Origin of the sequence: Streptomyces sp. DT190 (assembly GCF_049846985.1) — a bacterium.
In the GTDB taxonomy this organism is placed as follows: Bacteria; Actinomycetota; Actinomycetes; order Streptomycetales; family Streptomycetaceae; genus Streptomyces.
Genome location: NZ_JBNCNM010000017.1, coordinates 43771 through 66686 on the forward strand (window position 1 = coordinate 43771; position 22916 = coordinate 66686).

The following is a 22916-nucleotide window of genomic DNA, read 5'->3' on the forward strand; positions in this document are numbered from 1 at the left end:
TTGGGGGCTCATGCCTCCACCTCCTTGGGGGCCTCGCCGGCGAGCGTCGCCGGGCCGATGCGGACGAGGGAGCCGGGCCGCGCCCCGGTGTCGGAGGCGACGCCCCCGCCGGCGGAGTTCAGCGGCAGCCACACCACCCGGTCGGGCATGTCGCTGATCTGCAGCGGCAGGGCGACGGCTCCCTCGGGGCCGGTGACCGCGAGGAGGTCGCCGTCCTTGACGCCCGCCTCGGCGGCCGTGGCGGCCGACACCCGCGCGTGTGCGGCGTGCCGGGTGCCGGCGAGGGCCTCGTCGCCCTGCTGCAGCACGCCCTGGTCGAGCAGGAGCCGGTGCCCGGCGAGCACGGCCTCCCCGGCGGCGGGACGGGGCAGCGCGGCCGCGGTCTCCAGGGGCTCGGTGGCGCGCGGTCCGTCCCAGGCGCCGAGCCGGTCGATCTCCGCGCGCACGGTGCGCAGATCGGGCAGTCCGAGGTGGACGTCCATGGCGTCGGCGAGCATCTGCAGCACGCGCGCGTCGGTGGGCGCGAGCGTGCGGGTCATCTGGTCGGGCTTAAGCGCGGCCTCGAAGGAGCGGACCCGGCCTTCCCAGTTGAGGAAGGTGCCGGCCTTCTCGGCGACCGCCGCGACGGGCAGGACCACGTCGGCCTTGCGGGACACCTCGCTGGGCCGCAGTTCGAGCGAGACCAGGAAGCCGACCTCGTCGAGCGCCGCACGCGCGCGTGCCGGGTCGGGCAGGTCGGCGATCTCCACGCCCGCCACCAGCAGTGCCTGCAGCTCACCGGTCGCGGCGGCCTCGACGATCTGGCCGGTGTCCCGGCCGTAGCGGTGCGGCAGTCCGGCGACGCCCCAGACGGCGGCGACCTCGTCCCGCGCGCGCGGGTCGGTGGCCGGGCGGCCGCCCGGCAGCAGCGACGGCAGCGCGCCCGCCTCGACGGCGCCGCGCTCCCCGGCCCGGCGCGGGATCCACACCAGCCGGGCTCCGGTGGCGGCGGCGGTGCGGACGGCGGCCGTCAGACCGCCGGCCACGGCGGCCAGCCGCTCACCGACGACGATCACCGCGCCCTCGGCGCGCAGCGCCTCGGCGGCGAGCGCCCCGCCGTCCTCCAGGCCGACACCGCTCGCGAGCGCGTCCAGCCACTCGGTCTCGGTGCCGGGAGCCGCCGGGAGCAGGGTGCCGCCGGCCTTCTCGAGACCCCGGGTGCCGTGGGTGGCGAGCGAGAAGGTCCGCTGCCCGTGCTTGCGCCAGGCCTTGCGCAGCCGCAGGAAGACGCCGGGCGCCTCCTCCTCCGCCTCGAACCCGACGAGCAGGACGGCCGGGGCCTTCTCCAGCGCGGAGTACGTGACGCCCGTGCCGTCGAGGTCCCGGCCGCGCCCGGCGATCCGGGCGGCGAGGAAGTCGGCCTCCTCGCCGCTGTGCACGCGCGCGCGGAAGTCGATGTCGTTGGTGTCGAGCGCCACGCGCGCGAACTTGCTGTACGCGTAGGCGTCCTCGACCGTGAGGCGGCCGCCGGTCAGCACGCCGGTGCGGCCCCGGGAGGCGAGCAGTCCCTGCGCGGCGATCTGCAGGGCCTCCGGCCAGGAGGCCGGTTCGAGGTCGCCCTCGGCGTTGCGCACCAGAGGCGTCTGGAGCCGGTCGCGCTGCTGGGCGTACCGGAAGGCGAACCGCCCCTTGTCGCAGATCCACTCCTCGTTGACCTCGGGGTCGTTCGCCGCGAGCCGGCGCATGACCTTGCCGCGCCGGTGGTCGGTGCGCGTGGCGCAGCCGCCGGAGCAGTGCTCGCACACCGACGGGGAGGAGACCAGGTCGAAGGGGCGGGAGCGGAACCGGTACGCCGCCGAGGTCAGCGCTCCCACGGGGCAGATCTGGATGGTGTTGCCGGAGAAGTACGACTCGAACGGGTCGCCCTCGCCGGTGCCGACCTGCTGGAGCGCGCCCCGCTCGATCAGCTCGATCATCGGGTCGCCCGCGACCTGGTTGGAGAAGCGGGTGCAGCGGGCGCACAGCACGCACCGCTCGCGGTCGAGCAGCACCTGCGTGGAGATCGGGACGGGCTTCTCGTAGGTCCGCTTGCGGCCCTCGAAGCGGGACTCGGCGTCGCCGTGCGACATGGCCTGGTTCTGCAGCGGGCACTCGCCGCCCTTGTCGCAGACCGGGCAGTCCAGCGGGTGGTTGATGAGCAGCAGCTCCATCACACCCTTCTGGGCCTTCTCCGCGACCGGCGAGCTGAGGTGGGTCTTGACGACCATGCCGTCGGTGCAGGTGATGGTGCAGGAGGCCATCGGCTTGCGCTGGCCCTCGACCTCGACGATGCACTGGCGGCAGGCGCCGGCCGGGTCCAGGAGGGGGTGGTCGCAGAACCGGGGGATCTCGATGCCGAGCTGTTCGGCGGCCCGGATGACCAGGGTGCCCTTGGGCACGCTGACCTCGGCGCCGTCGATCGTCAGCGACACGAGGTCCTCCGGCGGGACCGCCGCTTCTCCCCCGCCGGAGGGAGAGCTGGTGGTCACGGTCATGCGTTCACCTCCGTGCGGTCGGCCCAGGCCGTCGACTTGGCCGGGTCGAAGGGGCAGCCCCGGCCCGTGATGTGCTGCTCGTACTCCTCGCGGAAGTACTTGAGCGAGGAGAAGATCGGCGAGGCGGCACCGTCGCCGAGGGCGCAGAAGGACTTGCCGTTGATGTTGTCGGCGATGTCGTTCAGCTTGTCGAGGTCGGACATGCGTCCCTTGCCGGCCTCGATGTCGCGCAGCAGCTGCACGAGCCAGTAGGTCCCTTCACGGCAGGGTGTGCACTTGCCGCAGGACTCGTGGGCGTAGAACTCGGTCCAGCGGGTGACGGCGCGGACCACGCAGGTCGTCTCGTCGAAGCACTGGAGGGCCTTGGTGCCGAGCATGGAACCCGCGGCGCCCACTCCTTCGTAGTCAAGGGGGACGTCGAGGTGCTCGTCGGTGAACATCGGGGTCGAGGAGCCGCCCGGCGTCCAGAACTTCAGGCGGTGCCCGGGGCGCATCCCGCCGCTCATGTCGAGCAGCTGGCGGAGCGTGATGCCGAGCGGCGCCTCGTACTGACCGGGGCTGGCGACGTGGCCGGAGAGGGAGTAGAGCGTGAAGCCGGGCGACTTCTCGCTCCCCATCGACCGGAACCAGTCCTTGCCCCGGTTCATGATCGCGGGAACCGACGCGATCGATTCGACGTTGTTCACCACAGTCGGGCACGCGTAGAGGCCCGCGACGGCAGGGAAGGGGGGACGGAGCCGCGGTTGGCCCCGGCGGCCTTCGAGCGAGTCGAGCAGTGCGGTCTCCTCACCGCAGATGTACGCGCCCGCGCCCGCGTGCACGGTGATGTCGAGATCGAGCCCGCTGTCCAGGATGTTCTCGCCGAGGAAGCCCGCCGCGTACGCCTCGCGTACGGCGGAGTGCAACCGCCGCAGGACCGGGACGACTTCACCACGCAGGTAGATGAAGGCGTGCGACGACCGGATGGCGTAACACGCGATGATCATGCCCTCGATGAGGCTGTGCGGGTTCGCGAAGAGGAGCGGGATGTCCTTGCACGTCCCGGGCTCCGACTCGTCGGCGTTGACAACAAGATAGTGCGGCTTTCCGTCCCCCTGCGGGATGAACTGCCACTTCATGCCCGTCGGGAACCCGGCGCCGCCGCGTCCGCGCAGTCCGGACTCCTTGACGTACGCGATCACGTCGTCCGGCGACATGGCGAGCGCCTTGCGCAGCCCTTCGTAGCCGTCGTGCCGCCGGTAGACGTCCAGCGTCCAGGACTCGTCCTGGTCCCAGAAGGCCGACAACACCGGTGCGAGCAGCTTCTCGGGGCTCATGTCTTTCAGCTCGGGTGCCAAGGTCATCACTCCCCCTCCTCGGCTGCGGGCCCGGCCGGGTGGGCCGGGTCGGAGGCCGACGTGTCCTGCGGCGCGTCGTGCGAGCTCAAGTGCTCCGTCGGTGACGGGTCGTGCGGTGCCCCGGTGCGGGCCGCCTCGCCGCGCGGGTGCACCACGCGCGCGGGGGACGCCTCGCCCTTGGCGAGCTTCAGGCCGACCAGGGAGGCCGGTCCCGCGCTCCCCCCGGACTCGACGGCGCCGTCCCGCTCGTCGGGGAAACCGGCCAGGATCCGGGCGGTGTCCTTGAAGGTGCACAGCGGGGCCCCGCGCGTGGGCGTGACCGGGCGTCCGGCGCGCAGGTCGTCGACGAGGCGCTTGGCGCTGTCGGGGGTCTGGTTGTCGAAGAACTCCCAGTTGACCATCACGACCGGCGCGAAGTCGCAGGCCGCGTTGCACTCGATGTGCTCCAGGGTGACCTTGCCGTCGTCGGTGGTCTCGCCGTTGCCGACGCCGAGGTGCTCCTGGAGCTCCTCGTAGATCGCGTCCCCGCCCATGACGGCGCACAGGGTGTTGGTGCACACCCCGACCTGGTAGTCGCCGCTGGGGCGGCGCCGGTACATGGTGTAGAAGGTCGCGACGGCGGTGACCTCGGCCGTGGTCAGGCCGAGCACGTCCGCGCAGAACCGCATGCCGGTGCGCGTGACGTGGCCCTCCTCCGACTGGACGAGGTGCAGCAGCGGCAGCAGGGCGGACCGGGAGTCCGGGTAGCGGGCGATGATCTCGCGCGCGTCGGTCTCCAGCCGGGCCCGGACGTCGTCCGGGTAGGCCGGTGCGGGCAGTTCGGGCATGCCCAGGCTGACGCCCCGCTCGGAAGAAGAGGTGGTCACCGGTCGACGCCTCCCATCACGGGGTCGATGGACGCGACCGCGACGATGACGTCGGCGACCTGGCCGCCCTCGCACATCGCCGCCATCGCCTGCAGGTTGGTGAAGGACGGGTCGCGGAAGTGGACCCGGTAGGGGCGGGTGCCGCCGTCGGACACGACGTGCACCCCGAGCTCGCCCTTGGGCGACTCGACCGCCGCGTAGGCCTGGCCGGGCGGGACCCGGAAGCCCTCGGTGACCAGCTTGAAGTGGTGGATCAGGGCCTCCATGGAGGTGCCCATGATCTTCTTGATGTGGTCGAGGGAGTTGCCGAGCCCGTCGGGGCCCAGGGCGAGCTGGGCGGGCCAGGCGATCTTCTTGTCGGCGACCATGACCGGGCCGGGCTGGAGCCGGTCCAGGCACTGCTCGATGATCCTGAGCGACTGGCGCATCTCCTCCAGCCGGATCAGGAAGCGCCCGTAGGAGTCGCAGGTGTCGGCGGTCGGGACGTCGAAGTCGTACGTCTCGTAGCCGCAGTACGGCTGCGCCTTGCGCAGGTCGTGCGGCAGGCCGGTGGAGCGCAGGATCGGGCCCGTCGCGCCGAGGGCCATGCAGCCCGCCAGGTCGAGGTAGCCGACGTCCTGCATACGGGCCTTGAAGATGGGGTTCCCGGTGGCGAGCTTGTCGTACTCCGGGAGGTTCTTCTTCATCTTCTTCACGAACTCGCGGATCTGGTCCACGGCGCCGGGCGGCAGGTCCTGGGCGAGACCGCCGGGGCGGATGTACGCGTGGTTCATCCGCAGGCCGGTGATCAGCTCGTAGATGTCGAGAATCAGTTCACGATCACGGAAGCCGTAGATCATGATCGTGGTGGCGCCGAGCTCCATGCCGCCGGTGGCGATGCACACCAGGTGCGAGGACAGCCGGTTCAGCTCCATCAGGAGCACGCGGATGACCGAGGCGCGGTCCGGGATCTGGTCCTCGATGCCGAGGAGCTTCTCGACGCCGAGGCAGTACGCCGTCTCGTTGAAGAACGGCGTCAGGTAGTCCATGCGCGTCACGAACGTGGTGCCCTGCGTCCACGTCCGGTACTCGAGGTTCTTCTCGATGCCGGTGTGGAGGTAGCCGATGCCGCAGCGGGCCTCGGTGACGGTCTCGCCCTCGATCTCCAGGATCAGGCGGAGCACGCCGTGCGTGGACGGGTGCTGCGGGCCCATGTTGACGACGATGCGCTCGTCGTCGGCGCGGGCGGCGGACTGGACGACCTCGTCCCAGTCGCCGCCGGTGACCGTGTAGACGGTGCCTTCGGTGGTCTCCCGAGGGGAGGCGTGGGAAGTGCTCATGAGTACGACCTCCGCTGGTCCGGAGCCGGGATCTGGGCGCCCTTGTACTCGACGGGGATGCCGCCGAGGGGGTAGTCCTTGCGCTGCGGGAAGCCCTGCCAGTCGTCCGGCATCATGATCCGCGTCAGGGCGGGGTGGCCGTCGAAGACGATGCCGAAGAAGTCGTACGTCTCGCGCTCGTGCCAGTCGTTGGTCGGGTAGACCGAGAACAGGGACGGGATGTGCGGGTCGCTGTCGGGGGCGCTGACCTCCAGGCGGATCACCCGGTTGTGGGTGATCGAGCGCAGGTGGTAGACGGCGTGCAGCTCGCGGCCCTTGTCGTTCGGGTAGTGGACGCCGCTGACGCCGGTGCACAGCTCGAAGCGCAGGGCCGGGTCGTCGCGCAGGGTGCGGGCGACGCGGACCAGGTGCTCGCGCTCGATGTGGAAGGTCAGCTCGTCGCGGTCGACGACCGTCCTCTCGATGGCGTTCTCCGGAAGCAGTCCCTGTTCCTCCAGGGCCCCCTCCAGTTCGTCGGCGACCTCGTCGAACCAGCCGCCGTAGGGGCGGTTCGCCGGTCCCGGGAGCCGGACCGAGCGGACGAGGCCGCCGTAGCCGGAGGTGTCGCCGCCGTTGTTCGCGCCGAACATGCCGCGCTGGACGCGGATCTCCTCGCCGCCCTGGCCGCGCTGGCCCGGGAGGTTCGACGCGCTGAGGTCCTTCTCGGGGTTGGCGCCACCCGCGCCACCCGCGCCGTTCGCGCCACCAGCGCCGTTCGCGCCGTTCGCGTCGCTCATCGCAGCAGCCCCTTCATCTCGATCGTGGGCAGGGCCTTGAGCGCCGCCTCCTCCGCCTCGCGGGCCGCCTCCTCGGCGTTCACGCCGAGCTTGGAGGACTGGATCTTCTGGTGGAGCTTGAGGATGGCGTCCATCAGCATCTCCGGCCGTGGCGGGCAGCCGGGGAGGTAGATGTCGACCGGCACGATGTGGTCGACGCCCTGGACGATCGCGTAGTTGTTGAACATGCCGCCCGAGGAGGCGCAGACCCCCATGGAGATCACCCACTTGGGGTTCGGCATCTGGTCGTAGACCTGTCGCAGCACCGGCGCCATCTTCTGGCTGACCCGGCCGGCGACGATCATCAGGTCCGCCTGCCGCGGCGAGCCCCGGAAGACCTCCATGCCGAAGCGCGCCAGGTCGTAGCGGCCGGCGCCGGTGGTCATCATCTCGATGGCGCAACAGGCGAGTCCGAACGTGGCGGGGAAGACGGACGACTTGCGCACCCAGCCCGCGGCCTGCTCGACGGTGGTCAGCAGGAAGCCGCTCGGCAGCTTTTCTTCGAGTCCCATGACGTGTGGCCCCTCAGTCCCATTCCAGGCCGCCGCGCCGCCATACGTACGCGTACGCGACGAAGACGGTGAGCACGAAGAGCAGCATCTCCACGAGCCCGAAGATCCCCAGGGCGTCGAAGGTGACGGCCCAGGGGTAGAGGAAGACGATCTCGATATCGAAGATGATGAAGAGCATCGCCGTCAGGTAGTACTTGATGGGGAAGCGCCCGCCGCCGGCCGGCGTGGGGGTCGGCTCGATACCGCACTCGTACGCCTCGAGCTTGGCGCGGTTGTACCGCTTCGGACCGATCAGCGTGGCCATGACCACGGAGAAGATCGCAAAGCCTGCCCCGAGGGCTCCCAGTACGAGGATGGGCGCATAAGCGTTCACCGCTCCTCGCTCCTCTCAGTCGGCACTGACTGCTGGCGGTTTGCATCGGACTCACAGCCGGCCCACCCGTTCCCTGAACCTCGCCCGCCCCGGCGAAGATCGGGAACATGTGAAGCAGGTCACAAGCCCAACCGCGTGCATCTTATGCCCGACGCTCTGTGATCTGCGACACGGGGTATTGCACAAGCTTTGTGATCTCCACCACCTGACGATCGATCATGAAGTCGGATGAGCGGTGATCTTCACACGCGAAGCGTCCGAGTGATCACCAGAGGTGACATTTTGGCTCGTCAGCGCAGCTCGGAGGGCGCGTCTCAATATCAAGAGAGTTCGCGTGCATGCAAATTGGCGATGGACTCGATCTCTTGATAGAGGCGCGTTCACACCTCAGGGGGGTCATGGGGCGGGGTGTGGACGCGTGCAAACGTTCACGATCTTCGCGGGGCCGTGATCCGGCCGTGATCCGCGCGCCGGGACGCGACGACCGGGACGACCGTTCCGTGACCTCCGTCACATTGATGAGAGGTCCATGAGAACGGGGCTTGGCCAATCAACCCAACCAGTGGTAGGCGCGGGGCAATTCGGGCGTATTGATCAAACACCGTGATCACAGGCCGGTTACACCGCGCCCGCAATGTCCGTTACGGCGTCAATAAAGGGGCTCGTTCGGGGGTTTTGGGCCCTCGGTTGAACAACTGTGGCGCAGCACACGTTTCTTGAAGATATGAAGGAGCCCCTGGTACCGGTTGTTCCCATGTCCCACACCGCTCACATACGCAGCCACCGGAAGCCCCGCCGCAGCGCGACCTCTTCGATCGCCATGCGTGCCGGAGTTGCCGGTGGCGTTCTCAGCATGGCAGCGGCGGGTGCGTCGGCCTCGGCGAACGCCGCCGAGCCGGTGACGCAGACCATCGAACTGCCCACCCTGACGGCCGACATGTCCGCTCAGGTCGCCCAGTCCGCGGCCGCCACGCAGCAGGCCGCCGCGAACTACGAGCTGCGCGCAGAGCGTGACGCCGCCGCCGCCAAGGCCGCCGCGGAGGCCAAGAAGGACCTCGCCGAGGCGAAGAAGAAGGCCGAGGCCAAGAAGAAGGCCGCCGAGGCCGCTCGCAAGGCCGCCGCCGAGCGCGCCGAGCGCAGCGCCGAGCGCGCCACCCTGTCCGCGTCCACGTCCACGTCCGCCTCCGCCTCCACGTCGGTCTCGGCGCCCGCCAGCGGCAGCGTCGCCACCGTCATCGCCTTCCTCAAGGCGCAGGTGGGCGACGCCTACGTCATGGGCGCCACCGGTCCCAACGCCTGGGACTGCTCCTCCCTCGTGCAGGCCGCGTACAAGCAGGTGGGTGTGGACCTGCCGCGCGTCTCGCAGGACCAGTCGATGGCCGGTACGGACGTGCCGCTGTCCGACGTCCAGGTCGGCGACATCCTGTACTGGGGCGGCAAGGGCTCCGCGTACCACGTGGGCGTCTACATCGGCAACGGCCAGTACCTGGACGCGGCCAACCCGTCCAAGGGCGTCGTCATCCAGGACCTGTCGGGCTACCCGGCGTCGGGCGCGGTGCGCGTCCTCTGACATCACTTCCGCACTGACGCACGCATAAGGGGCAAGAGGGCCGCTGCCGCTCGGGGGCAACGGCCCTCGCGGCCTGTCCGGGACACCCCGGTGCGTCTTCACGGCCCTCCAGGGCCCCTGTGAGCGCCTCGCCGGGGCCGAAGGCATTCGGGCGAGGCGAGCCGGCGCCGCGGCTCGTCCACGCGCTTCAGGGGGCTCCGGACCCGGCGGTCGGCACGGCTCCTGGGCCCGGCGGCACCCTGTGCCCGGATTGTTCCCACCCGGCGGTGTCTTGACGGGGCGTGAGAAGACGGCGGGGCGTGAGGGGACGACGGGGCGTGCGCACGAGGGCGCGCCGCGGCGGCCGGCGGCCCGGCGCGCCGAGGTGCGCGCGCCGGGAGCCGGCGTCCCTGCCCCGGGCGGCCGGTCAGGCCTTCGGTGCGACCTTGCTGAGCCCGTTGATGATCCGGTCCATCGCGTCGCCGCCGGTCGGGTCGGTGAGGTTCGCGAGGAGCTTCAGCGTGAACCTCATCAGCAGCGGGTGCGTGAGACCGCGCTGGGCGGCGATCTGCATGACCTTCGGGTTGCCGATGAGCTTCACGAAGGCGCGGCCCAGCGTGTAGTAGCCGCCGTAGGTGTCCTTCAGCACGCGCGGGTAGCGCTGCAGCGCCAGCTCGCGGCCGGCCGGGGTGGAGCGGGCGTGGGCCTGGACGATGACGTCGGCGGCGATCTGGCCGGACTCCATGGCGTAGGCGATGCCCTCGCCGTTGAAGGGGTTCACCAGGCCGCCGGCGTCGCCGACGAGCAGCAGGCCCTTGGTGTAGTGCGGCTGGCGGTTGAAGGCCATGGGGAGCGCGGCGCCGCGGATGGGCCCGGTCATGTTGTCGGGGGTGTAGCCCCAGTCCTCCGGCATGGACGCGCACCAGGCCTTGAGGACCTCGCGCCAGTCGAGCTCCTTGAAGGACTCGGAGGTGTTGAGCACGCCGAGGCCGACGTTCGAGGTGCCGTCGCCCATGCCGAAGATCCAGCCGTAACCCGGCAGCAGGCGGTCCTGGGCGCCGCGGCGGTCCCACAGTTCGAGCCAGGACTCCAGGTAGTCGTCCTCGTGGCGGGGGCTGGTGAAGTACGTCCGCACCGCCACGCCCATCGGGCGGTCCTCGCGGCGGTGCAGGCCCATCGCGAGGGAGAGCCGCGTGGAGTTGCCGTCGGCGGCGACGACCAGCGGGGCGTGGAAGGTGACCTCGCGCTTCTCCTCGCCGAGCTTGGCGTGCACGCCGGTGATACGGCCCGTGCGGCCGTCGACGACCGGCGCGCCCACGTTGCACCGCTCGAACAGCCGGGCGCCGGCCTTCTGGGCCTGCCGGGCGAGCTGCTCGTCGAAGTCGTCGCGCTTGCGGACCAGGCCGTAGTCGGGGAAGGAGGCGAGATCCGGCCAGTCGAGCTGGAGGCGCACTCCCCCGCCGATGATCCGCAGGCCCTTGTTGCGCAGCCAGCCGGCCTCTTCCGAGATGTCGATGCCCATCGCCACGAGCTGCTTCACGGCACGCGGGGTGAGGCCGTCACCGCACACCTTCTCGCGCGGGAACTCGGTCTTCTCCAGCAGCAGTACGTCGAGTCCGGCCTTGGCGAGGTGGTACGCGGTGGTGGAGCCGGCTGGCCCCGCGCCGACGACGATGACATCGGCGGTGTTTTCGGAGAGGGGCTCGGTCACGGCGGGATCTCCCCAAGGTTCGAAAGCTGCGTGCCGACCGGCACAGGACACGGGCAGTCTATTCAGCGCACTTGATCACCCGGCCGAAGGGCCGCCCCCGGCGCGACACGGACGGTCACCTTCAGTAGTCGTCTGTCACAGAAAGCCATCTGCCGCTTCCGGCCGCCGCGGGGCCGGAGTTACCCTGCCTGTACCGCTGGGGGTGACATCTGTGCACATGTCCCGCAAAACACCCGACGTGCGTGTACCGCGCCTGGTGGGTCTGATGGCCGTGGACGCACGGGAGGCGGCCCGGGCCCGGGGGCTGCTGCTCAACGCGCCGGACCGGCCCGACCTTTCTCTCGCCGTGGTCGACTACGTCGTGCGCCAGTACCCGCAGCCCGGCGCCGAGGTGCCGCGGGACTCGCTGGTCTACGTGTGGTTCGACTTCGGGCCGGGCGAGGGCGGCGGCGGGGTCCACGAGCCGCGGCTGCCGCGTCCGCCCCGGGGCGGTCTCCGGCGGGAGCTGGACGAACCGGGCGACGCGTCCCTGATGCCCGGCGACCACCGGGCCGCCGCCGGGATCAGCTCTCCTTGAAACCCCGGTGCAGCGCGACGATCCCGCCGCTGAGGTCGCGCCAGGCCACCCGCGACCAGCCGGCCCCGCCCAGCCGCCGCGCCAGGGCGGGCTGGTCGGGCCAGGCGCGGATCGACTCGGCGAGGTAGACGTAGGCGTCGGGGTTGGAGGACACGGCCCGGGCCACCGGCGGCAGGGCGCGCATCAGGTACTCGGTGTAGACGGTGCGGAACGGCGCCCACGTCGGGTGCGAGAACTCGCAGATCACGATCCGCCCGCCGGGCCGGGTCACCCGGTGCATCTCGCGCAGCGCGGCGTCCGTGTCCTGCACGTTGCGCAGCCCGAAGGAGATGGTGACGGCGTCGAAGCTGTCGTCCCTGAAGGGCAGCCGCGTCGCGTCGCCGGCCGTGTACGGCAGCCAGGGGCGGCGCTGCTTGCCGACCTGGAGCATGCCCTGCGAGAAGTCGCAGGGCACCACGTAGGCGCCGGTGCGGGCGAAGGGCAGCGAGGAGGTGCCCGTGCCCGCCGCCAGGTCGAGGATCTTCTGCGCCGGGCGCGCGTCGACCGCCTTGGCGACCTCCTTGCGCCACCGCCGGTCCTGGCCGAGGGACAGCACGTCGTTGGTCAGGTCGTACCGTTCCGCCACGTCGTCGAACATCGAGGCGACTTCGTGCGGCTGCTTGTCCAGGGATGCGCGGGTCACGGGCCCATTGTTGCAGTACGCCCGCACGGCAGGAGCCGGGGTGGGCGCCGGGCCGCCACGTCCTCGACCCAGCCGCACAGCAGCACGAACACCGCGATCAGCACCCAGGCCACGCCGAACAGGAACCACTGGCTGTCCAGCGGCAGATGCGCCTCGAAGGCGGGCACGTCCCAGAACCGGTCGATCAGCGGCACGGCCAGGATCAGCGCGATCTCGTGCCACAGGTAGATCGTCACCGCCCGGGCGTTGAAGAGCGTCACGAGCCGGTCGAGACGCCGGTGCCGGGCCAGGGCAGCGAAGTCGGTGCCGTGACGGGCCTTGGCGTACATCAGCAGCGTCACGAACCCGGCCGACCAGAAGGCCTGCGCGAGCGGGTTCTCGTCCAGGTCGTACGTGCCGTACCCGGCCCGGTGCGCCAGGGCGTACCAGGCGCCGTACGCCAGGGCGGCCGCCGCGAGCGGGAGCACCGCGGCGGGCCTGAGCCGGGCCAGGACGCCGTCGTGGTGCGCGAAGCCGAGGAGCCAGCAGCACAGGAAGGTCGCCAGGTCCGTGAGGGCCGCGCCGAGCCGGCCGTCCGGCGGTCGCCAGAGGTGGGTGAGGGCGACGACCGGGGCGAGGGAGGCCAGCAGGACCGGGACGGGGGCGAGCCGGAACAGCCGCAGCAGCAGCGGGGACAGGAGCACGAACCACAGGTAGGTGCGCAGGTACCAGACGATCTCCCAGGCCTGTTCGCCCCGGGCGCTGCCGGGCGGGTCGCCGAGCGGCACGACCCAGTAGACGATCTGCCGGCCCGGCATCCAGCCGTGCGCCAGCATCGCGCCGGTCACGAAGAGGCCCCAGAACCAGAAGGGCGGCAGCAGCCGGCGGACCCGGCTCGCGATCACCCCGGGGGCGGGGCGCCGCAGGGACCGGGCCATCAGGCTGCCGGCCAGGCCGAACATCACCCCCATGGAGGGGAAGACCAGTCCGGCCCAGGCCCACTCGAAGGTGTGATAGGCGACGACCCGGACGAGGGCGACCGCCCGGAGCGTGTCGAAGTAGCGGTCGCGGCCGGCCGGCGCCGTGGCGCGGATCCGGTCCGCGGCCACGGCGCCCTTGCGGTGGGCTCCCATCAAGGCGCCCCCGCCGGGGTGCCGACCTCGCCGGTCCGCTTCAGCTTCTGCCAGCGCAGCCGGCCGCCGGTGAGGGCGGTGACGCAGGAGTGGATGAGGACCAGGTACATCATCTGCCGGTAGGCCAGCTGCTGCAGCGGCATCATCAGCAGGTACCGGTACTTCTCGCGGTCCAGGCGGAAGGCGTAGGCCGCGCACAGCAGCTGGACCCCGAGCACGGCCGCCCACGCCAGCAGGGACGCCCTGAGGTCGACGAAGATCATCGCGTAGACGGTGAACACGTCGATCAGCGGGGCGAAGACCGGTGTGACGATCTGGAACAGCACCACCAGCGGCATCCCGACCCGCCCGAAGCGGCCCGAAGGCCCCCGGTCCGTCAGGGACCTGCGGTGCTTCCACAGCGCCTGCATGGTGCCGTAGGACCAGCGGTAGCGCTGCGACCACAGCTGTTTCAGGGAGCCCGGTGCCTCGGTCCAGGCGCGGGCGTGCTCCTGGTAGACGACCCGCCATCCGGTGCGGTGCAGCGCGATGGTGATGTCGGTGTCCTCGGCGAGGGTGTCCTCGCTCATGCCGCCCGCCTGGAGCACCGCCTCGCGGCGGAACGCCCCGATCGCGCCGGGGATGGTGGGCATGCAGCGCAGCAGGTCGTACATGCGGCGGTCGAGGTTGAAGCCCATCACGTACTCGATGTGCTGCCAGGCGCCGATGACGGTGGCGCGGTTGCCGACCTTGGCGTTGCCCGCGACCGCGCCCACCTCCGGGTCGGCGAAGGGCTGCACCAGCTGCCGCACGGTGTCCGGCTCGAAGACGGTGTCGCCGTCCATCATCACGACGATGTCGTACCGGGCGCTGCGCACCCCGTTGTTGAGCGCCGCCGGCTTGCCCGCGTTGGCCTGGCGGATCACCCGGACGTTGGGCATGCCGAGGGCTTCGGCGATGTCGGCCGTGCCGTCCGTCGAACCGTCGTCGACGACGATGATCTCGATCGGATGGGTGCTCGCGGCCAGGGAGTTGAGAGTGTTGGCGATGCACTCCTTCTCGTTGTACGCCGGGACGATCACGCTCACCGGCCGGGTGACGGGCGGTCCCCAGCCGAAGCGGCGCCGGTTGCGCTGCCGGTGGTGGCGGCGGGCCAGGAGCAGCATCATCCCGAAGCGGCCCAGCACGGCCACGCCGACCACCATGAGGCCGACGGACAGCGTCGGCACGGCGGCCTCGGCGACGGCGACGGCCGCGACCAGGGCCTTGCCCTCGTACAGGAGCGTGCCGGTCGCCTCGCGGTGGGCGGCCTGGAGCCGGGAGCCCCGGGCCTGCGGCGCCCCGGCCGAGGCCTGCCGCTGCTCGTCGAGGACGCCGCTGACGGTGGTGAAGGTGTAGCCCTTCGCCCGCATCTTCTCGATGTACTCCGGCAGCGCGGCGATGGTCTGGGAGCGTTCGCCGCCCGCGTCGTGGAAGAGGACCGAGGCGCCCTCGGTCTTCTCCGGTGTGGCCCCTTGGACGATCTTCGAGACGCCCGGCCGCTTCCAGTCGTCGCTGTCGGTGTCGACGAAGACGCTGGTGTAGCCCTCCTCGCCGAGCTTTCGGTACACGGGCCAGCTGTAGTTGTCGATGGCGTCGGTCTGCGAGGAGTAGGGCGCCCGGAACAGGGTCGTGGTGATGCCGGCCGCGCCCGCGAGCGCGAGCTGGGTCTGCTCCATCTCGCGCCGCACGCGGGCGTCGCTCTGGTACGACAGGTCGACGTGCGTGAAGGTGTGGATCCCCACCTCGTGGCCCTGGTCGACCAGGTCGTCCACGATGTCCGGGTAGCGCGACACCATCGAGCCGACCACGAAGAACGTGGCGGGCACGTCGTACTCCTCCAGGACGGCCAGCACCTGGGGCGTCCAGGTGGGGTCGGGGCCGTCGTCGAAGGTGAGCGCGATGGTCCGGTCCGGCACGGACACGGTCGTGGCCTGGCCGCCGCGGAAGGTGAGGATCGGCCCGCCGTCCAGGATGTCGTCGGGTACGTCACCGGAGCTGGCCCCGGTGCGCACGCGCTGGTCGCCGCCGACCTCGGCGCGCAGATAGCCGTCGAGGAGCATCACGCAGACCAGCGCGAGCAGGAGCAGCAGGGCGAGGACGACGCGCGGCCTCTGCAGCGCGGCCGCCCGGCCGGCGGCCCGCTCCATCCGGGAGGGGGCGCGGCGGCGGCCGCGGGAGGGGGTGGTCGTGGTCATGGGGCGGCCCCCGGTCAGCCGGCGACCGCGGCGGCGGACGCCGCGGCGGAGGCGGTCGGTCGCGGGGAGGGCACGGCGGTTCCGGCTCCGGACGGGGGCGGCGCCGTCGGGACGCCCGCCCCGGCCGGGACCGTCGGACCACCTGGGCCCGGGCCGCCGGGGCCGCCGCCGGGCCCCGCACCCGCGAACGGCAGCAACTGCGCCGGTGTCAGCGAGGTGCCCCAGCCCATGAAGGCCGCGCCGAGCACGGCCGCGTACCCGAGGCAGACGGCCCCCAGGACAAGGCCGATCCGGCGCAGCAGCCGGGCGCGGCGTCCGGAGGTGTCGACGAACACGGGCCCTTCGGGCGACCCGTTGCCGCGTTTGCGGCGGCGACCGCGAGAGGCGCGGTTCTCGATGGCGGGCTCGGAATGCATTCCCCGGACACTAGGGCGGCTTCATGTGACCTAAACTCAGGTTTCCCTGTGTGAGAGCCATGAGAAACGGCGCGAGCTGTCCCTTCTCTGAGAGTTCTCGAGAACGCCCACGGAACGCGTCATGTGCCCCCACCGTCGTGAGACGTTTGCGGCTGGGAAACGTACTGAGCCTCGACCTCCGAGACCTCACGAGAACGGGAGCGCGCGTCATGAGGAGTCTTCGCAGACCGGCCGCCGGGATCGGCTGTCTGATCGCCCTCGCCTCCTTCGTGGGCTGTTCGGGCCAGGACGGCCCGGCCCGCGCCGCCCCCGCGGCGACGGCGTCGCCCGGCACCTCGGCCGCCGCCGGGTCCGGCACCGCGTACGCCCCGTACGTCAGCGCCACCGAGGCCGCCGCGACCGACGCGGCCGGCTCCCCCACGACATACAACCTGGCCTTCGTCGTGGCCGGGGACGGCGACTGCACGCCGCGCTGGAGCGGCAGCCACGCCCTGCGCGACACGGCGGTCGCCGCCCGCGTCGCGGCGCTCAAGGAGGACGGCGGCCGGGTCCGGGTCTCCTTCGGCGGCGCCTCCGGGAAGGAACTCGCGGCGGCCTGCGACAGCGTCTCCGTCCTGGCGGCGGCCTACGGCGAGGCCCTCGACGCGGCCGGCACCACCCTGGCCGACTTCGACATCGAGGGCGACGAGCTGTCCGACTCGGCGTCCGTGGCGCTGCGTTCGCAGGCGATCGCGCGGCTGCAGGAGGAACGGGAGGACGTGGAGGTCTCGTTCACGCTGCCGGTGATGCCCTCCGGCCTGGACGAGGACGGCCTGGCGCTGCTCGCCTCGGCCAACGACCACGGCGTGCGGGTCGCCACCGTCAACCTGATGACGATGAACTACGGCTCCTCCTACGACGGCGACATGGGCGGCTACGCGCTCACCGCCGCCAGGGCCGCGCACACGCAGCTGCGGAAGGTCTTCGGCACGTCGGACGCCGAGGCCTGGCGGGGTATGGCGCTCACCTCGATGATCGGCGTCAACGACGTGGCGGGCGAGACCTTCACGCTCGCCGACGCGGCCGAGGTCCGCGCCTTCGCCGAGGACAAGGGCATCGCCTGGGTGTCGATGTGGTCGGCGGCCCGGGACCGGCAGTGCGCGGCCGGCACCGCGACGGACGAGGCGGCCACCGACTGCAGTGGGGTGACACAGGCTTCGGGGGCGTTCGGCAGGGCCTTCGCGGGCTGAACCCCGGCGTCAGCGGGCCCGGTACACCAGCCGGCCGCCCAGCACGGTCGCCACGCAGGTGACCGCGCCGCGCTCGCGCAGGGCCGTCTCGTCGGGCACGTCGAACACGGCCAGGTCGGCGCGGCCGCCGATGCCGAGCGGGGCGTGGACCGTGCCCGTCAGGTCGTGGCCCTCGGCGAACGGGTCGAGGTCGGGCCGCTCGCCGAGCAGCGAACCGGGGGCGTCCGTGGTGCCGACGACGCTCAGGCCGCAGCGGGCGACGGCCATGGCCACCAGCGGGTCGCGGAACCGGGCCCCGGGTGAGGCGACCGCCGTCGTGCCGTACCGCAGCATGCGCTGCACGCCGCGCCGTACGCTGCCCGCCCAGCGGGTCTCGCCGAGGTCGCCGAGGGCGGCCAGCCGCTCGCCCCACAGGGGCTCCTCGCCCAGCTCGCCGGCCTCGCGCGGGTCGGGGTGGTAGCACTGGCGCAACAGCCACAGCGGGTGCCACTGGCGCAGCCCCGGTGTGAGCACACCCGGCCAGCGCCGCACGCGCGCGCCGGGCGCCTCGTCGGCGACGTCCTCGTACGGCCCGACGGCCGTGATCCGGTCGCCGTCGACCGCGACGGCTCCGTCCGCGACGGGGGCCGCGCCCACCGGCAGGACCAGTGGGGCGGTGTGAATCGTCAGCACGATCGGGTCAGTTGGACGCCAGCAGCTTCAGCTCGGGGTGAGCCGTGCCGCCCTCGATGGCCGTGGAGGAGATGTGCGAGACCACGCGGTCGTCGACGGGGTCGTTCGCCGGGTCGTCGTGCACGACGAGGTGCTCGTAGGTGGTCGAGCGCTGCGCGGGCACGCGCCCGGCCTTGCGGATGAGATCGATGATCTCCATCCGGTTGGACCGGTGCTTGGCACCGGCCGACGACACCACGTTCTCCTCCAGCATGATCGAGCCGAGGTCGTCGGCGCCGTAGTGCAGGGAGAGCTGGCCGACCTCCTTGCCCGTGGTCAGCCAGGAGCCCTGGATGTGGGCGATGTTGTCCATGAACAGCCGCGCGACGGCGATCATGCGCAGGTACTCGAAGAGCGTCGCCTGCGTGCGGCCCTTCAGGTGGTTGTTCTCGGGCTGGTAGGTGTACGGGATGAAGGCGCGGAAGCCGCCCGTGCGGTCCTGGACGTCGCGGATCATGCGCAGGTGCTCGATGCGCTCGGCGTTGGTCTCGCCGGTGCCCATGAGCATGGTGGAGGTGGACTCCACGCCCAGGTTGTGCGCGATCTCCATGATCTCCAGCCAGCGCTCGCCGGACTCCTTCAGTGGGGCGATGGCCTTGCGGGGCCGCTCGGGCAGCAGCTCGGCGCCGGCACCGGCGAAGGAGTCGAGGCCCGCGGCGTGGATGCGCCGGATGGCCTCCTCGACGCTGACCTTGGAGATCCGGGCCATGTGCTCGACCTCGGACGCGCCGAGGGAGTGGATCACCAGCTGGGGGAAGGCGTCCTTGATCGCCTTGAAGTGCTTCTCGTAGTACTCGACGCCGTAGTCCGGGTGGTGCCCGCCCTGGAACATGATCTGGGTGCCGCCCAGCTCGACCGTCTCCGCGCACCGGCGCAGGATGTCGTCCAGGTCGCGCGTCCAGCCCTTGGCGGTGTCCTTGGGCGCGGCGTAGAAGGCGCAGAAGCGGCAGGCCGTGACGCACACGTTGGTGTAGTTGATGTTGCGCTCGATGATGTACGTCGCGATGTGCTCGGTCCCCGCGTAGCGGCGCCGCCGTACGGCGTCGGCGGCGGCTCCCAGGGCGTGCAGCGGGGCGTCCCGGTACAGCGCGAGCGCCTCGTCCGGGGTGATCCGCCCACCGGCGGCAGCACGGTCGAGGATGGGCTGAAGGTCGGCCTTCTCGGTCACCGGGCGTCCCTTTCGTAAGGGTTGTGGACGGACCAGGCCAGCGTACGCCAGGGGTTCGAGGGGCTGGACGTCAGGCCGTGTACGCGCCCACCAGCAGGCCCAGGAGCGCGCCGGTGATCAGGAACGGGCCGAAGGGGATGGCCGTCTTGCGGGTGGCCCGGCGGGTGAGGACCAGGGCCAGGCCGTACAGGGCGCCCAGGAGGAAGCCGGCGAGGGTGCCGAGCATCACCGTGGCCCAGCCGTACCAGCCGAGGACGGCGCCCGCGCCGAGGGCCAGTTTCACGTCGCCGAAGCCCATGCCCGCCGGGTTGATGAGGAAGAGGACGAAGTAGCCGCCGCCCAGGGCCAGCGACCCGAGGAGTGCGGTGGTCCACCGCCCCGCGTGTTCGGGGACGAGGGCGGTGAGGCCGAGCAGGGCCAGGGCGGTGGCGGCGAAGGGCAGGGTGAGCGGGTCGGGCAGGCGCCGTACGCGGAAGTCCACGACCGTCAGCAGCACGCCGGCCGGGGCGAGCAGCAGCCAGACGGCGAGCTCGGGGCGGGTGCCGGTCGCGGCGGCGAGGGCGGCGCAGACGGCGGCGGTGGCGATCGCCAGGGGGGCCGTGCGCGGGCCGTGCCCGGGTTTTGCGCAGGACCGGCAGGAGGCCGGGCCCAGCCAGCCGGCGACCGCGTGCCCGCCGGGGCACTCCTCGCGCCACGGCTCACCCGACGGCACCGAGAACCGGTAGGCCGCGCGCGGCAGCGACGCTCCCGCCGCCGCGCCCCACAGCGCGGCGGCCAGGACCAGCAGCCCGGTGCTCATCCCACCGCCGCGATCGCGTCACGCCACGTCGGCAGCAGCTCGTCGAGCAGCGCCTCCGTGCGCGGCGGCAGCCCGCGGGCCCCGCTGCGGCCGATGAGGTCGCCGGCGAGGGCCGTCAGCCGGTCCCGGTCGCCGGTGGCGTGGGTCGCGCGCAGCAGTTCCTGCCACAGGCGCTCGTCCTCCGGGGCGGTCCGCAGCGCGGCGCCGAGGGCCTCGATGGCCTTCTCCGCGCGCCCCTTCTCCATGTGGAACGCGCACAGCGCGAGCCCGGTGTCCGCGACCAGCAACGGCAGTTGGGCGTCGACGATCTCGTGGGTGAGCCACCGGTAGCGGCCCTCGGGCCGGTCGGCGAGCAGCGGACCGCGCACCAGCACCAGCGCGTCGGTGAGCAGCCGCCCGCGCACGGCCCGGCTGCCGGCGCCCCGGCCCTGCGTGGCCTCGTGGTACAGCGACCGCAGCACGTCCAGGTCGGAGACGACCGACTTGGCGAGCGTGAGCCGGCCGCTGCCGTCGGTGGTCAGGCGGGGGGTGCCGTCGGGGTCGGTGCCGAGCCAGTCGCGCAGCCGGTCCAGCAGCGCGCCGCGCACGTCGTCGGTGACTCCGCGCGGCCACAGCGCCGAGGACAGCACCCGCGGGTGCACGCCCTCGCGGTGCAGGAGCAGCAGCGCCAGCGCCTCGTGCAGCAGGGCGCTGCGCTCCCCGTCCGGGGTGTCCAGGCCGATGATCTCGTAGGGACCGACGAGCCGGGCGTAGACGGCCGGGCGGCCCTGCTCGCTGATGTCGACGAGGAACGGCGGCGTGGTCGCGGGCCCGTCGCTCGCGCGCTCGGGGTCGGCCTCGACGAACAGCTCGACGACGGCGTGCTGCTGCTCGGCGGGCAGCACCTGGGCGTCCAGTTCCAGGCCGAGCAGCGGCGCGAGCAGCTTGCCCTCGCCGGTGATCTCCATCTCCCAGGCGGCGCCCGGCAGCTCGCCGGTCTCGGTGCCGACGAGGTAGCCGATGCCCAGCCGGCTCGCCTCGGCGGCGAGTTCGGCGAGCTTGACGGCGTCCTCGGCGGACGGCTGGGCGGCGAGCAGGACGAGGTGCGGGGCCCAACGGGTGTGCCGGGCGGGCCCGGTGCGCCCGGTGAGCACCGAGTCGTGCCCGGCGGCGCCCAGCGCCCCGCGCCGCTGCCGCGTCTCGGCCTCCATGGTCTCCACGAGCGCCTCGACGTCCTCCAGGTGCCTGATCCGGTTCGGGGCCAGCGGCGTGAGGTCCTCGCCGAAGCCGACGAGCGTGATGGTCATGCGGTCGGACCAGCCGTTGGTGGCCAGTTCGGCGGCGACCGAGGCGAAGACGGCGGCCCGGTCGGCCTCCCGGCCGGAGAGGGACACGATGCCGGGCACCGCCTCCAGGTTCAGCAGCAGCCGCGAGTCGTCCATGGTGCCGAGGCTGACGAGCCCCGGGTAGGGCGCGGCCGTGTCGACGTCGCCGTAGCCCTCGGCGTCCGTGCGGGCCAGCATCCAGAACGTCTGGTCCTGCCCCTGCTGCCAGGGCGCGGGCGGCTTGCCCGACGGCTGGGCGAGCTGCAGGTGCAGGTCGCCGTTGCTGAGCCAGGCCGCGTACACGACCGGCAGCGGCCGCGACTCCTCGGCCAGGGAGGCGGCGAGGCCGCGCAGCGACCGGTCGAGCAGCCGTACGCCCTCGGGGTCGGCGCCGACGAGCAGCGCGTCCTGGACGTCCTGGGCGTCCCCGCTCGGCGTGGGCGGCTCCATGCCGCGCCGCCCGCCGACGGAGCCGAACGCCGACTGCCACAGCGCCTGCCGGCGCCGCCGTCCGAGGGCGCCGAGGAGACCGGCGGCGAGCAGGGGGGCGGCCAGGAGGGCCTCGGGGAGACCGAAGGAGCTGTCGGACTCGGTGGACGCCGTGGCCTGCTGCCGGTCGCCGTCGGGGGCGGGCCGCTGCTCGGGCACGGAGACCTGGGCGGCGCCGCCGCCGGGATGCTCGTGCCCGCCGCCCTGGGCGCCGGATGCCCCGCCGTCCCGGGCGCCGGATCCGCCGCCGCCCTGGGCGTGGTCGCCGGTCCGGGCGTAGTCGGCGATCTGCTGCTGCACGTCGGGCGAGACGTTCGGCGCCTCGTCGGGCATCTCGACGAGTTCGCCGCCGCGGGCGTCGCCCGGCATCTCCATGATCCAGCCGGGCCGGATGAGACTGGCCTCGGAGAGTCTGGAGCCGTCCGGCTGCACGCGGTCCTTGTTGAGCTCGAAGATCTCCTTGTAGCGGCGCCCGTCGCCGAGGTGGCGTTCGGCTATCTCCCACAGCGAGTCGTGGTGGCGTCCCTCCGGCGGCTGGATGCGGTAGTACTTCGTGTCGTCCTGCCGGGTGGTGCTGCCGCCGGCCTCGGCGTGGGCGGCGGCGTGCGAGGCCTGCTCGGCGAGGGCGGCCGCGGCGCCGGAGGCCTGTTCCTGCTGCTGGGCGAAGAGGCCCGGCGTGGCCTGGGCGGCGGCCACGGTGGGCTGCTGCGGGGCGTCGTACCCCTGCCCGAGCTGCGACAGCCCCGGCGTGAGGCTGGCGGCGGTGGCGCCGACGAGCAGCAGCGCGGCGACGAGCTGGCGCGCGAGCAGCTGGCTGGGTCCGGCGCCCGGCACCCGTCCCGGGACGCCGACGCCGGACAGCGCGGCCTTCATCTCCACGAGCACGCAGGCGGTGAACTGCGCCCACGCCAGCCACACGATGACGGTGAGGATGTTGAGGAACGTGTGGACGGTGATCTCTTGCTGAAGCCAGTCGAGGCTCGGCACGCCGTTCGGCAGCGGCCATCCGATCTGCGTGGCGAGCGCGAGGGGCACGCCGACGAGGAGCACGGCCAGTGCGACGAACGCGAGGAAGGCCTTGACGAAGTCCCCGACCGTCCGCCGCCGGATGCGCACCGGCTGCGGCGTCCTGTTCCTCGGGGCCGTCGTTCCCGTCGGGTCTCCCGTCGGGCTTGACGAGCTTGAGGTGCGGCGTCGCGGCATGGCGGGTGTCCTGGG

General features: G+C 72.2%; 19 protein-coding genes. 3 read left to right on the forward strand and 16 right to left on the reverse strand.

The features are described 5' to 3' along the window. Positions 1 to 8 precede the first annotated feature (8 nt). The 7 genes from ACPXCS_RS26675 to ACPXCS_RS26705 are packed head-to-tail and all read right to left on the reverse strand — an operon-like array spanning position 9 to position 7735. Complete coding sequence (locus ACPXCS_RS26675) at positions 9 to 2513, reverse strand: NADH-quinone oxidoreductase subunit G (protein ID WP_425949990.1); 2505 nt, start codon at positions 2511 to 2513, stop codon at positions 9 to 11. After that, complete coding sequence (gene nuoF, locus ACPXCS_RS26680; RefSeq protein WP_425949991.1) at positions 2510 to 3856, reverse strand: NADH-quinone oxidoreductase subunit NuoF; 1347 nt, start codon at positions 3854 to 3856, stop codon at positions 2510 to 2512. Before nuoF ends, ACPXCS_RS26675 begins: the two co-directional genes overlap by 4 nt. After that, positions 3856 to 4716 (reverse strand): NADH-quinone oxidoreductase subunit NuoE, encoded by an 861-nt coding sequence (nuoE, locus tag ACPXCS_RS26685; RefSeq protein WP_425949993.1) that lies wholly within the window; start codon positions 4714 to 4716, stop codon positions 3856 to 3858. The genes nuoF and nuoE overlap by 1 nt, the downstream gene beginning before the upstream one ends. Next, the gene (locus ACPXCS_RS26690; RefSeq protein ID WP_425949994.1) at positions 4713 to 6035 is read right to left on the reverse strand and encodes an NADH-quinone oxidoreductase subunit D; all 1323 of its coding nucleotides are present in this window, start codon (positions 6033 to 6035) and stop codon (positions 4713 to 4715) included. The genes nuoE and ACPXCS_RS26690 overlap by 4 nt, the downstream gene beginning before the upstream one ends. Further along, positions 6032 to 6811, reverse strand: a complete 780-nt coding sequence (locus tag ACPXCS_RS26695) for an NADH-quinone oxidoreductase subunit C (protein ID WP_425949996.1) — start codon at positions 6809 to 6811, stop codon at positions 6032 to 6034. Before ACPXCS_RS26695 ends, ACPXCS_RS26690 begins: the two co-directional genes overlap by 4 nt. Beyond that, on the reverse strand, positions 6808 to 7362 hold the full coding sequence (locus tag ACPXCS_RS26700) for a NuoB/complex I 20 kDa subunit family protein (RefSeq protein ID WP_018528252.1): 555 nt from the start codon (positions 7360 to 7362) through the stop codon (positions 6808 to 6810). Before ACPXCS_RS26700 ends, ACPXCS_RS26695 begins: the two co-directional genes overlap by 4 nt. Positions 7363 to 7375: 13 nt before the next feature. Next, positions 7376 to 7735, reverse strand: a complete 360-nt coding sequence (locus tag ACPXCS_RS26705; RefSeq protein WP_003974383.1) for an NADH-quinone oxidoreductase subunit A — start codon at positions 7733 to 7735, stop codon at positions 7376 to 7378. A gap of 724 nt (positions 7736 to 8459) precedes the next feature. Here ACPXCS_RS26705 and ACPXCS_RS26710 point away from each other — a divergent pair. After that, a complete protein-coding gene (locus ACPXCS_RS26710) occupies positions 8460 to 9305 on the forward strand; it encodes a C40 family peptidase (RefSeq protein WP_425949998.1) in 846 nt (281 codons plus the stop codon). Between the two features lie 406 nt (positions 9306 to 9711). Here the strand turns inward: ACPXCS_RS26710 and ACPXCS_RS26715 are convergent, their stop codons facing one another. After that, entirely contained in the window at positions 9712 to 10995 is a 1284-nt protein-coding gene (locus ACPXCS_RS26715) for a geranylgeranyl reductase family protein (RefSeq protein WP_425950000.1), read from the reverse strand. 238 nt (positions 10996 to 11233) lie between these two features. On the opposite strand from ACPXCS_RS26715, the gene ACPXCS_RS26720 reads away from it, so the two are divergent. Next, positions 11234 to 11572 carry a PASTA domain-containing protein gene (locus tag ACPXCS_RS26720; RefSeq protein ID WP_425950002.1) on the forward strand — a complete coding sequence of 113 codons (339 nt, stop codon included), beginning with the start codon at positions 11234 to 11236 and terminating at the stop codon, positions 11570 to 11572. On the opposite strand, the gene ACPXCS_RS26725 is transcribed toward ACPXCS_RS26720, so the two are convergent. The 4 genes from ACPXCS_RS26725 to ACPXCS_RS26740 are packed head-to-tail and all read right to left on the reverse strand — an operon-like array spanning position 11559 to position 15998. Further along, positions 11559 to 12254, reverse strand: coding sequence for a demethylmenaquinone methyltransferase (locus ACPXCS_RS26725; RefSeq protein ID WP_425950004.1), 696 nt, complete (start codon positions 12252 to 12254; stop codon positions 11559 to 11561). The two genes, ACPXCS_RS26720 and ACPXCS_RS26725, sit on opposite strands and share 14 nt — an antisense overlap. Then, positions 12251 to 13366, reverse strand: coding sequence for an acyltransferase family protein (locus ACPXCS_RS26730; RefSeq protein ID WP_425950005.1), 1116 nt, complete (start codon positions 13364 to 13366; stop codon positions 12251 to 12253). The genes ACPXCS_RS26725 and ACPXCS_RS26730 overlap by 4 nt, the downstream gene beginning before the upstream one ends. Continuing rightward, complete coding sequence (locus tag ACPXCS_RS26735; protein ID WP_425950007.1) at positions 13366 to 15582, reverse strand: bifunctional polysaccharide deacetylase/glycosyltransferase family 2 protein; 2217 nt, start codon at positions 15580 to 15582, stop codon at positions 13366 to 13368. The genes ACPXCS_RS26730 and ACPXCS_RS26735 overlap by 1 nt, the downstream gene beginning before the upstream one ends. A gap of 14 nt (positions 15583 to 15596) precedes the next feature. After that, entirely contained in the window at positions 15597 to 15998 is a 402-nt protein-coding gene (locus tag ACPXCS_RS26740; RefSeq protein ID WP_425950009.1) for a hypothetical protein, read from the reverse strand. 209 nt (positions 15999 to 16207) lie between these two features. Here ACPXCS_RS26740 and ACPXCS_RS26745 point away from each other — a divergent pair, with 209 nt between their 5' ends. Next, entirely contained in the window at positions 16208 to 17227 is a 1020-nt protein-coding gene (locus tag ACPXCS_RS26745) for a chitinase (RefSeq protein WP_425950010.1), read from the forward strand. Between the two features lie 9 nt (positions 17228 to 17236). On the opposite strand, the gene ACPXCS_RS26750 is transcribed toward ACPXCS_RS26745, so the two are convergent. From ACPXCS_RS26750 to ACPXCS_RS26765, 4 genes are all read right to left on the reverse strand, one after another. Further along, complete coding sequence (locus tag ACPXCS_RS26750; RefSeq protein ID WP_425950012.1) at positions 17237 to 17899, reverse strand: imidazolonepropionase-like domain-containing protein; 663 nt, start codon at positions 17897 to 17899, stop codon at positions 17237 to 17239. Between the two features lie 7 nt (positions 17900 to 17906). Continuing rightward, positions 17907 to 19106, reverse strand: a complete 1200-nt coding sequence (gene mqnC, locus ACPXCS_RS26755) for a cyclic dehypoxanthinyl futalosine synthase (protein ID WP_425950013.1) — start codon at positions 19104 to 19106, stop codon at positions 17907 to 17909. 70 nt (positions 19107 to 19176) lie between these two features. Next, positions 19177 to 19905: a prepilin peptidase gene (locus tag ACPXCS_RS26760; protein WP_425950015.1), complete on the reverse strand. Its 729-nt coding sequence runs from the start codon at positions 19903 to 19905 to the stop codon at positions 19177 to 19179. Beyond that, positions 19902 to 22901, reverse strand: coding sequence for a BTAD domain-containing putative transcriptional regulator (locus tag ACPXCS_RS26765; RefSeq protein ID WP_425950017.1), 3000 nt, complete (start codon positions 22899 to 22901; stop codon positions 19902 to 19904). The genes ACPXCS_RS26760 and ACPXCS_RS26765 overlap by 4 nt, the downstream gene beginning before the upstream one ends. Between the last annotated feature and the right edge of the window lie 15 nt (positions 22902 to 22916).

Excerpts from the sequence above, each read along its gene's own strand:
- ACPXCS_RS26730 (WP_425950005.1), bottom strand. The coding sequence starts at position 13,366 with ATGGGAGCCCACCGCAAGGGCGCCGTGGCCGCGGACCGGATCCGCGCC.
- ACPXCS_RS26695 (WP_425949996.1), bottom strand. The coding sequence starts at position 6,811 with ATGAGCGACGCGAACGGCGCGAACGGCGCTGGTGGCGCGAACGGCGCG.
- ACPXCS_RS26700 (WP_018528252.1), bottom strand. The coding sequence starts at position 7,362 with ATGGGACTCGAAGAAAAGCTGCCGAGCGGCTTCCTGCTGACCACCGTC.
- ACPXCS_RS26760 (WP_425950015.1), bottom strand. The coding sequence starts at position 19,905 with ATGAGCACCGGGCTGCTGGTCCTGGCCGCCGCGCTGTGGGGCGCGGCG.
- ACPXCS_RS26765 (WP_425950017.1), bottom strand. The coding sequence starts at position 22,901 with ATGCCGCGACGCCGCACCTCAAGCTCGTCAAGCCCGACGGGAGACCCG.
- ACPXCS_RS26745 (WP_425950010.1), top strand. The coding sequence starts at position 16,208 with ATGAGGAGTCTTCGCAGACCGGCCGCCGGGATCGGCTGTCTGATCGCC.
- ACPXCS_RS26690 (WP_425949994.1), bottom strand. The coding sequence starts at position 6,035 with ATGAGCACTTCCCACGCCTCCCCTCGGGAGACCACCGAAGGCACCGTC.
- ACPXCS_RS26735 (WP_425950007.1), bottom strand. The coding sequence starts at position 15,582 with ATGACCACGACCACCCCCTCCCGCGGCCGCCGCCGCGCCCCCTCCCGG.
- ACPXCS_RS26740 (WP_425950009.1), bottom strand. The coding sequence starts at position 15,998 with ATGCATTCCGAGCCCGCCATCGAGAACCGCGCCTCTCGCGGTCGCCGC.
- nuoF (WP_425949991.1), bottom strand. The coding sequence starts at position 3,856 with ATGACCTTGGCACCCGAGCTGAAAGACATGAGCCCCGAGAAGCTGCTC.
- ACPXCS_RS26710 (WP_425949998.1), top strand. The coding sequence starts at position 8,460 with ATGAAGGAGCCCCTGGTACCGGTTGTTCCCATGTCCCACACCGCTCAC.
- ACPXCS_RS26675 (WP_425949990.1), bottom strand. The coding sequence starts at position 2,513 with ATGACCGTGACCACCAGCTCTCCCTCCGGCGGGGGAGAAGCGGCGGTC.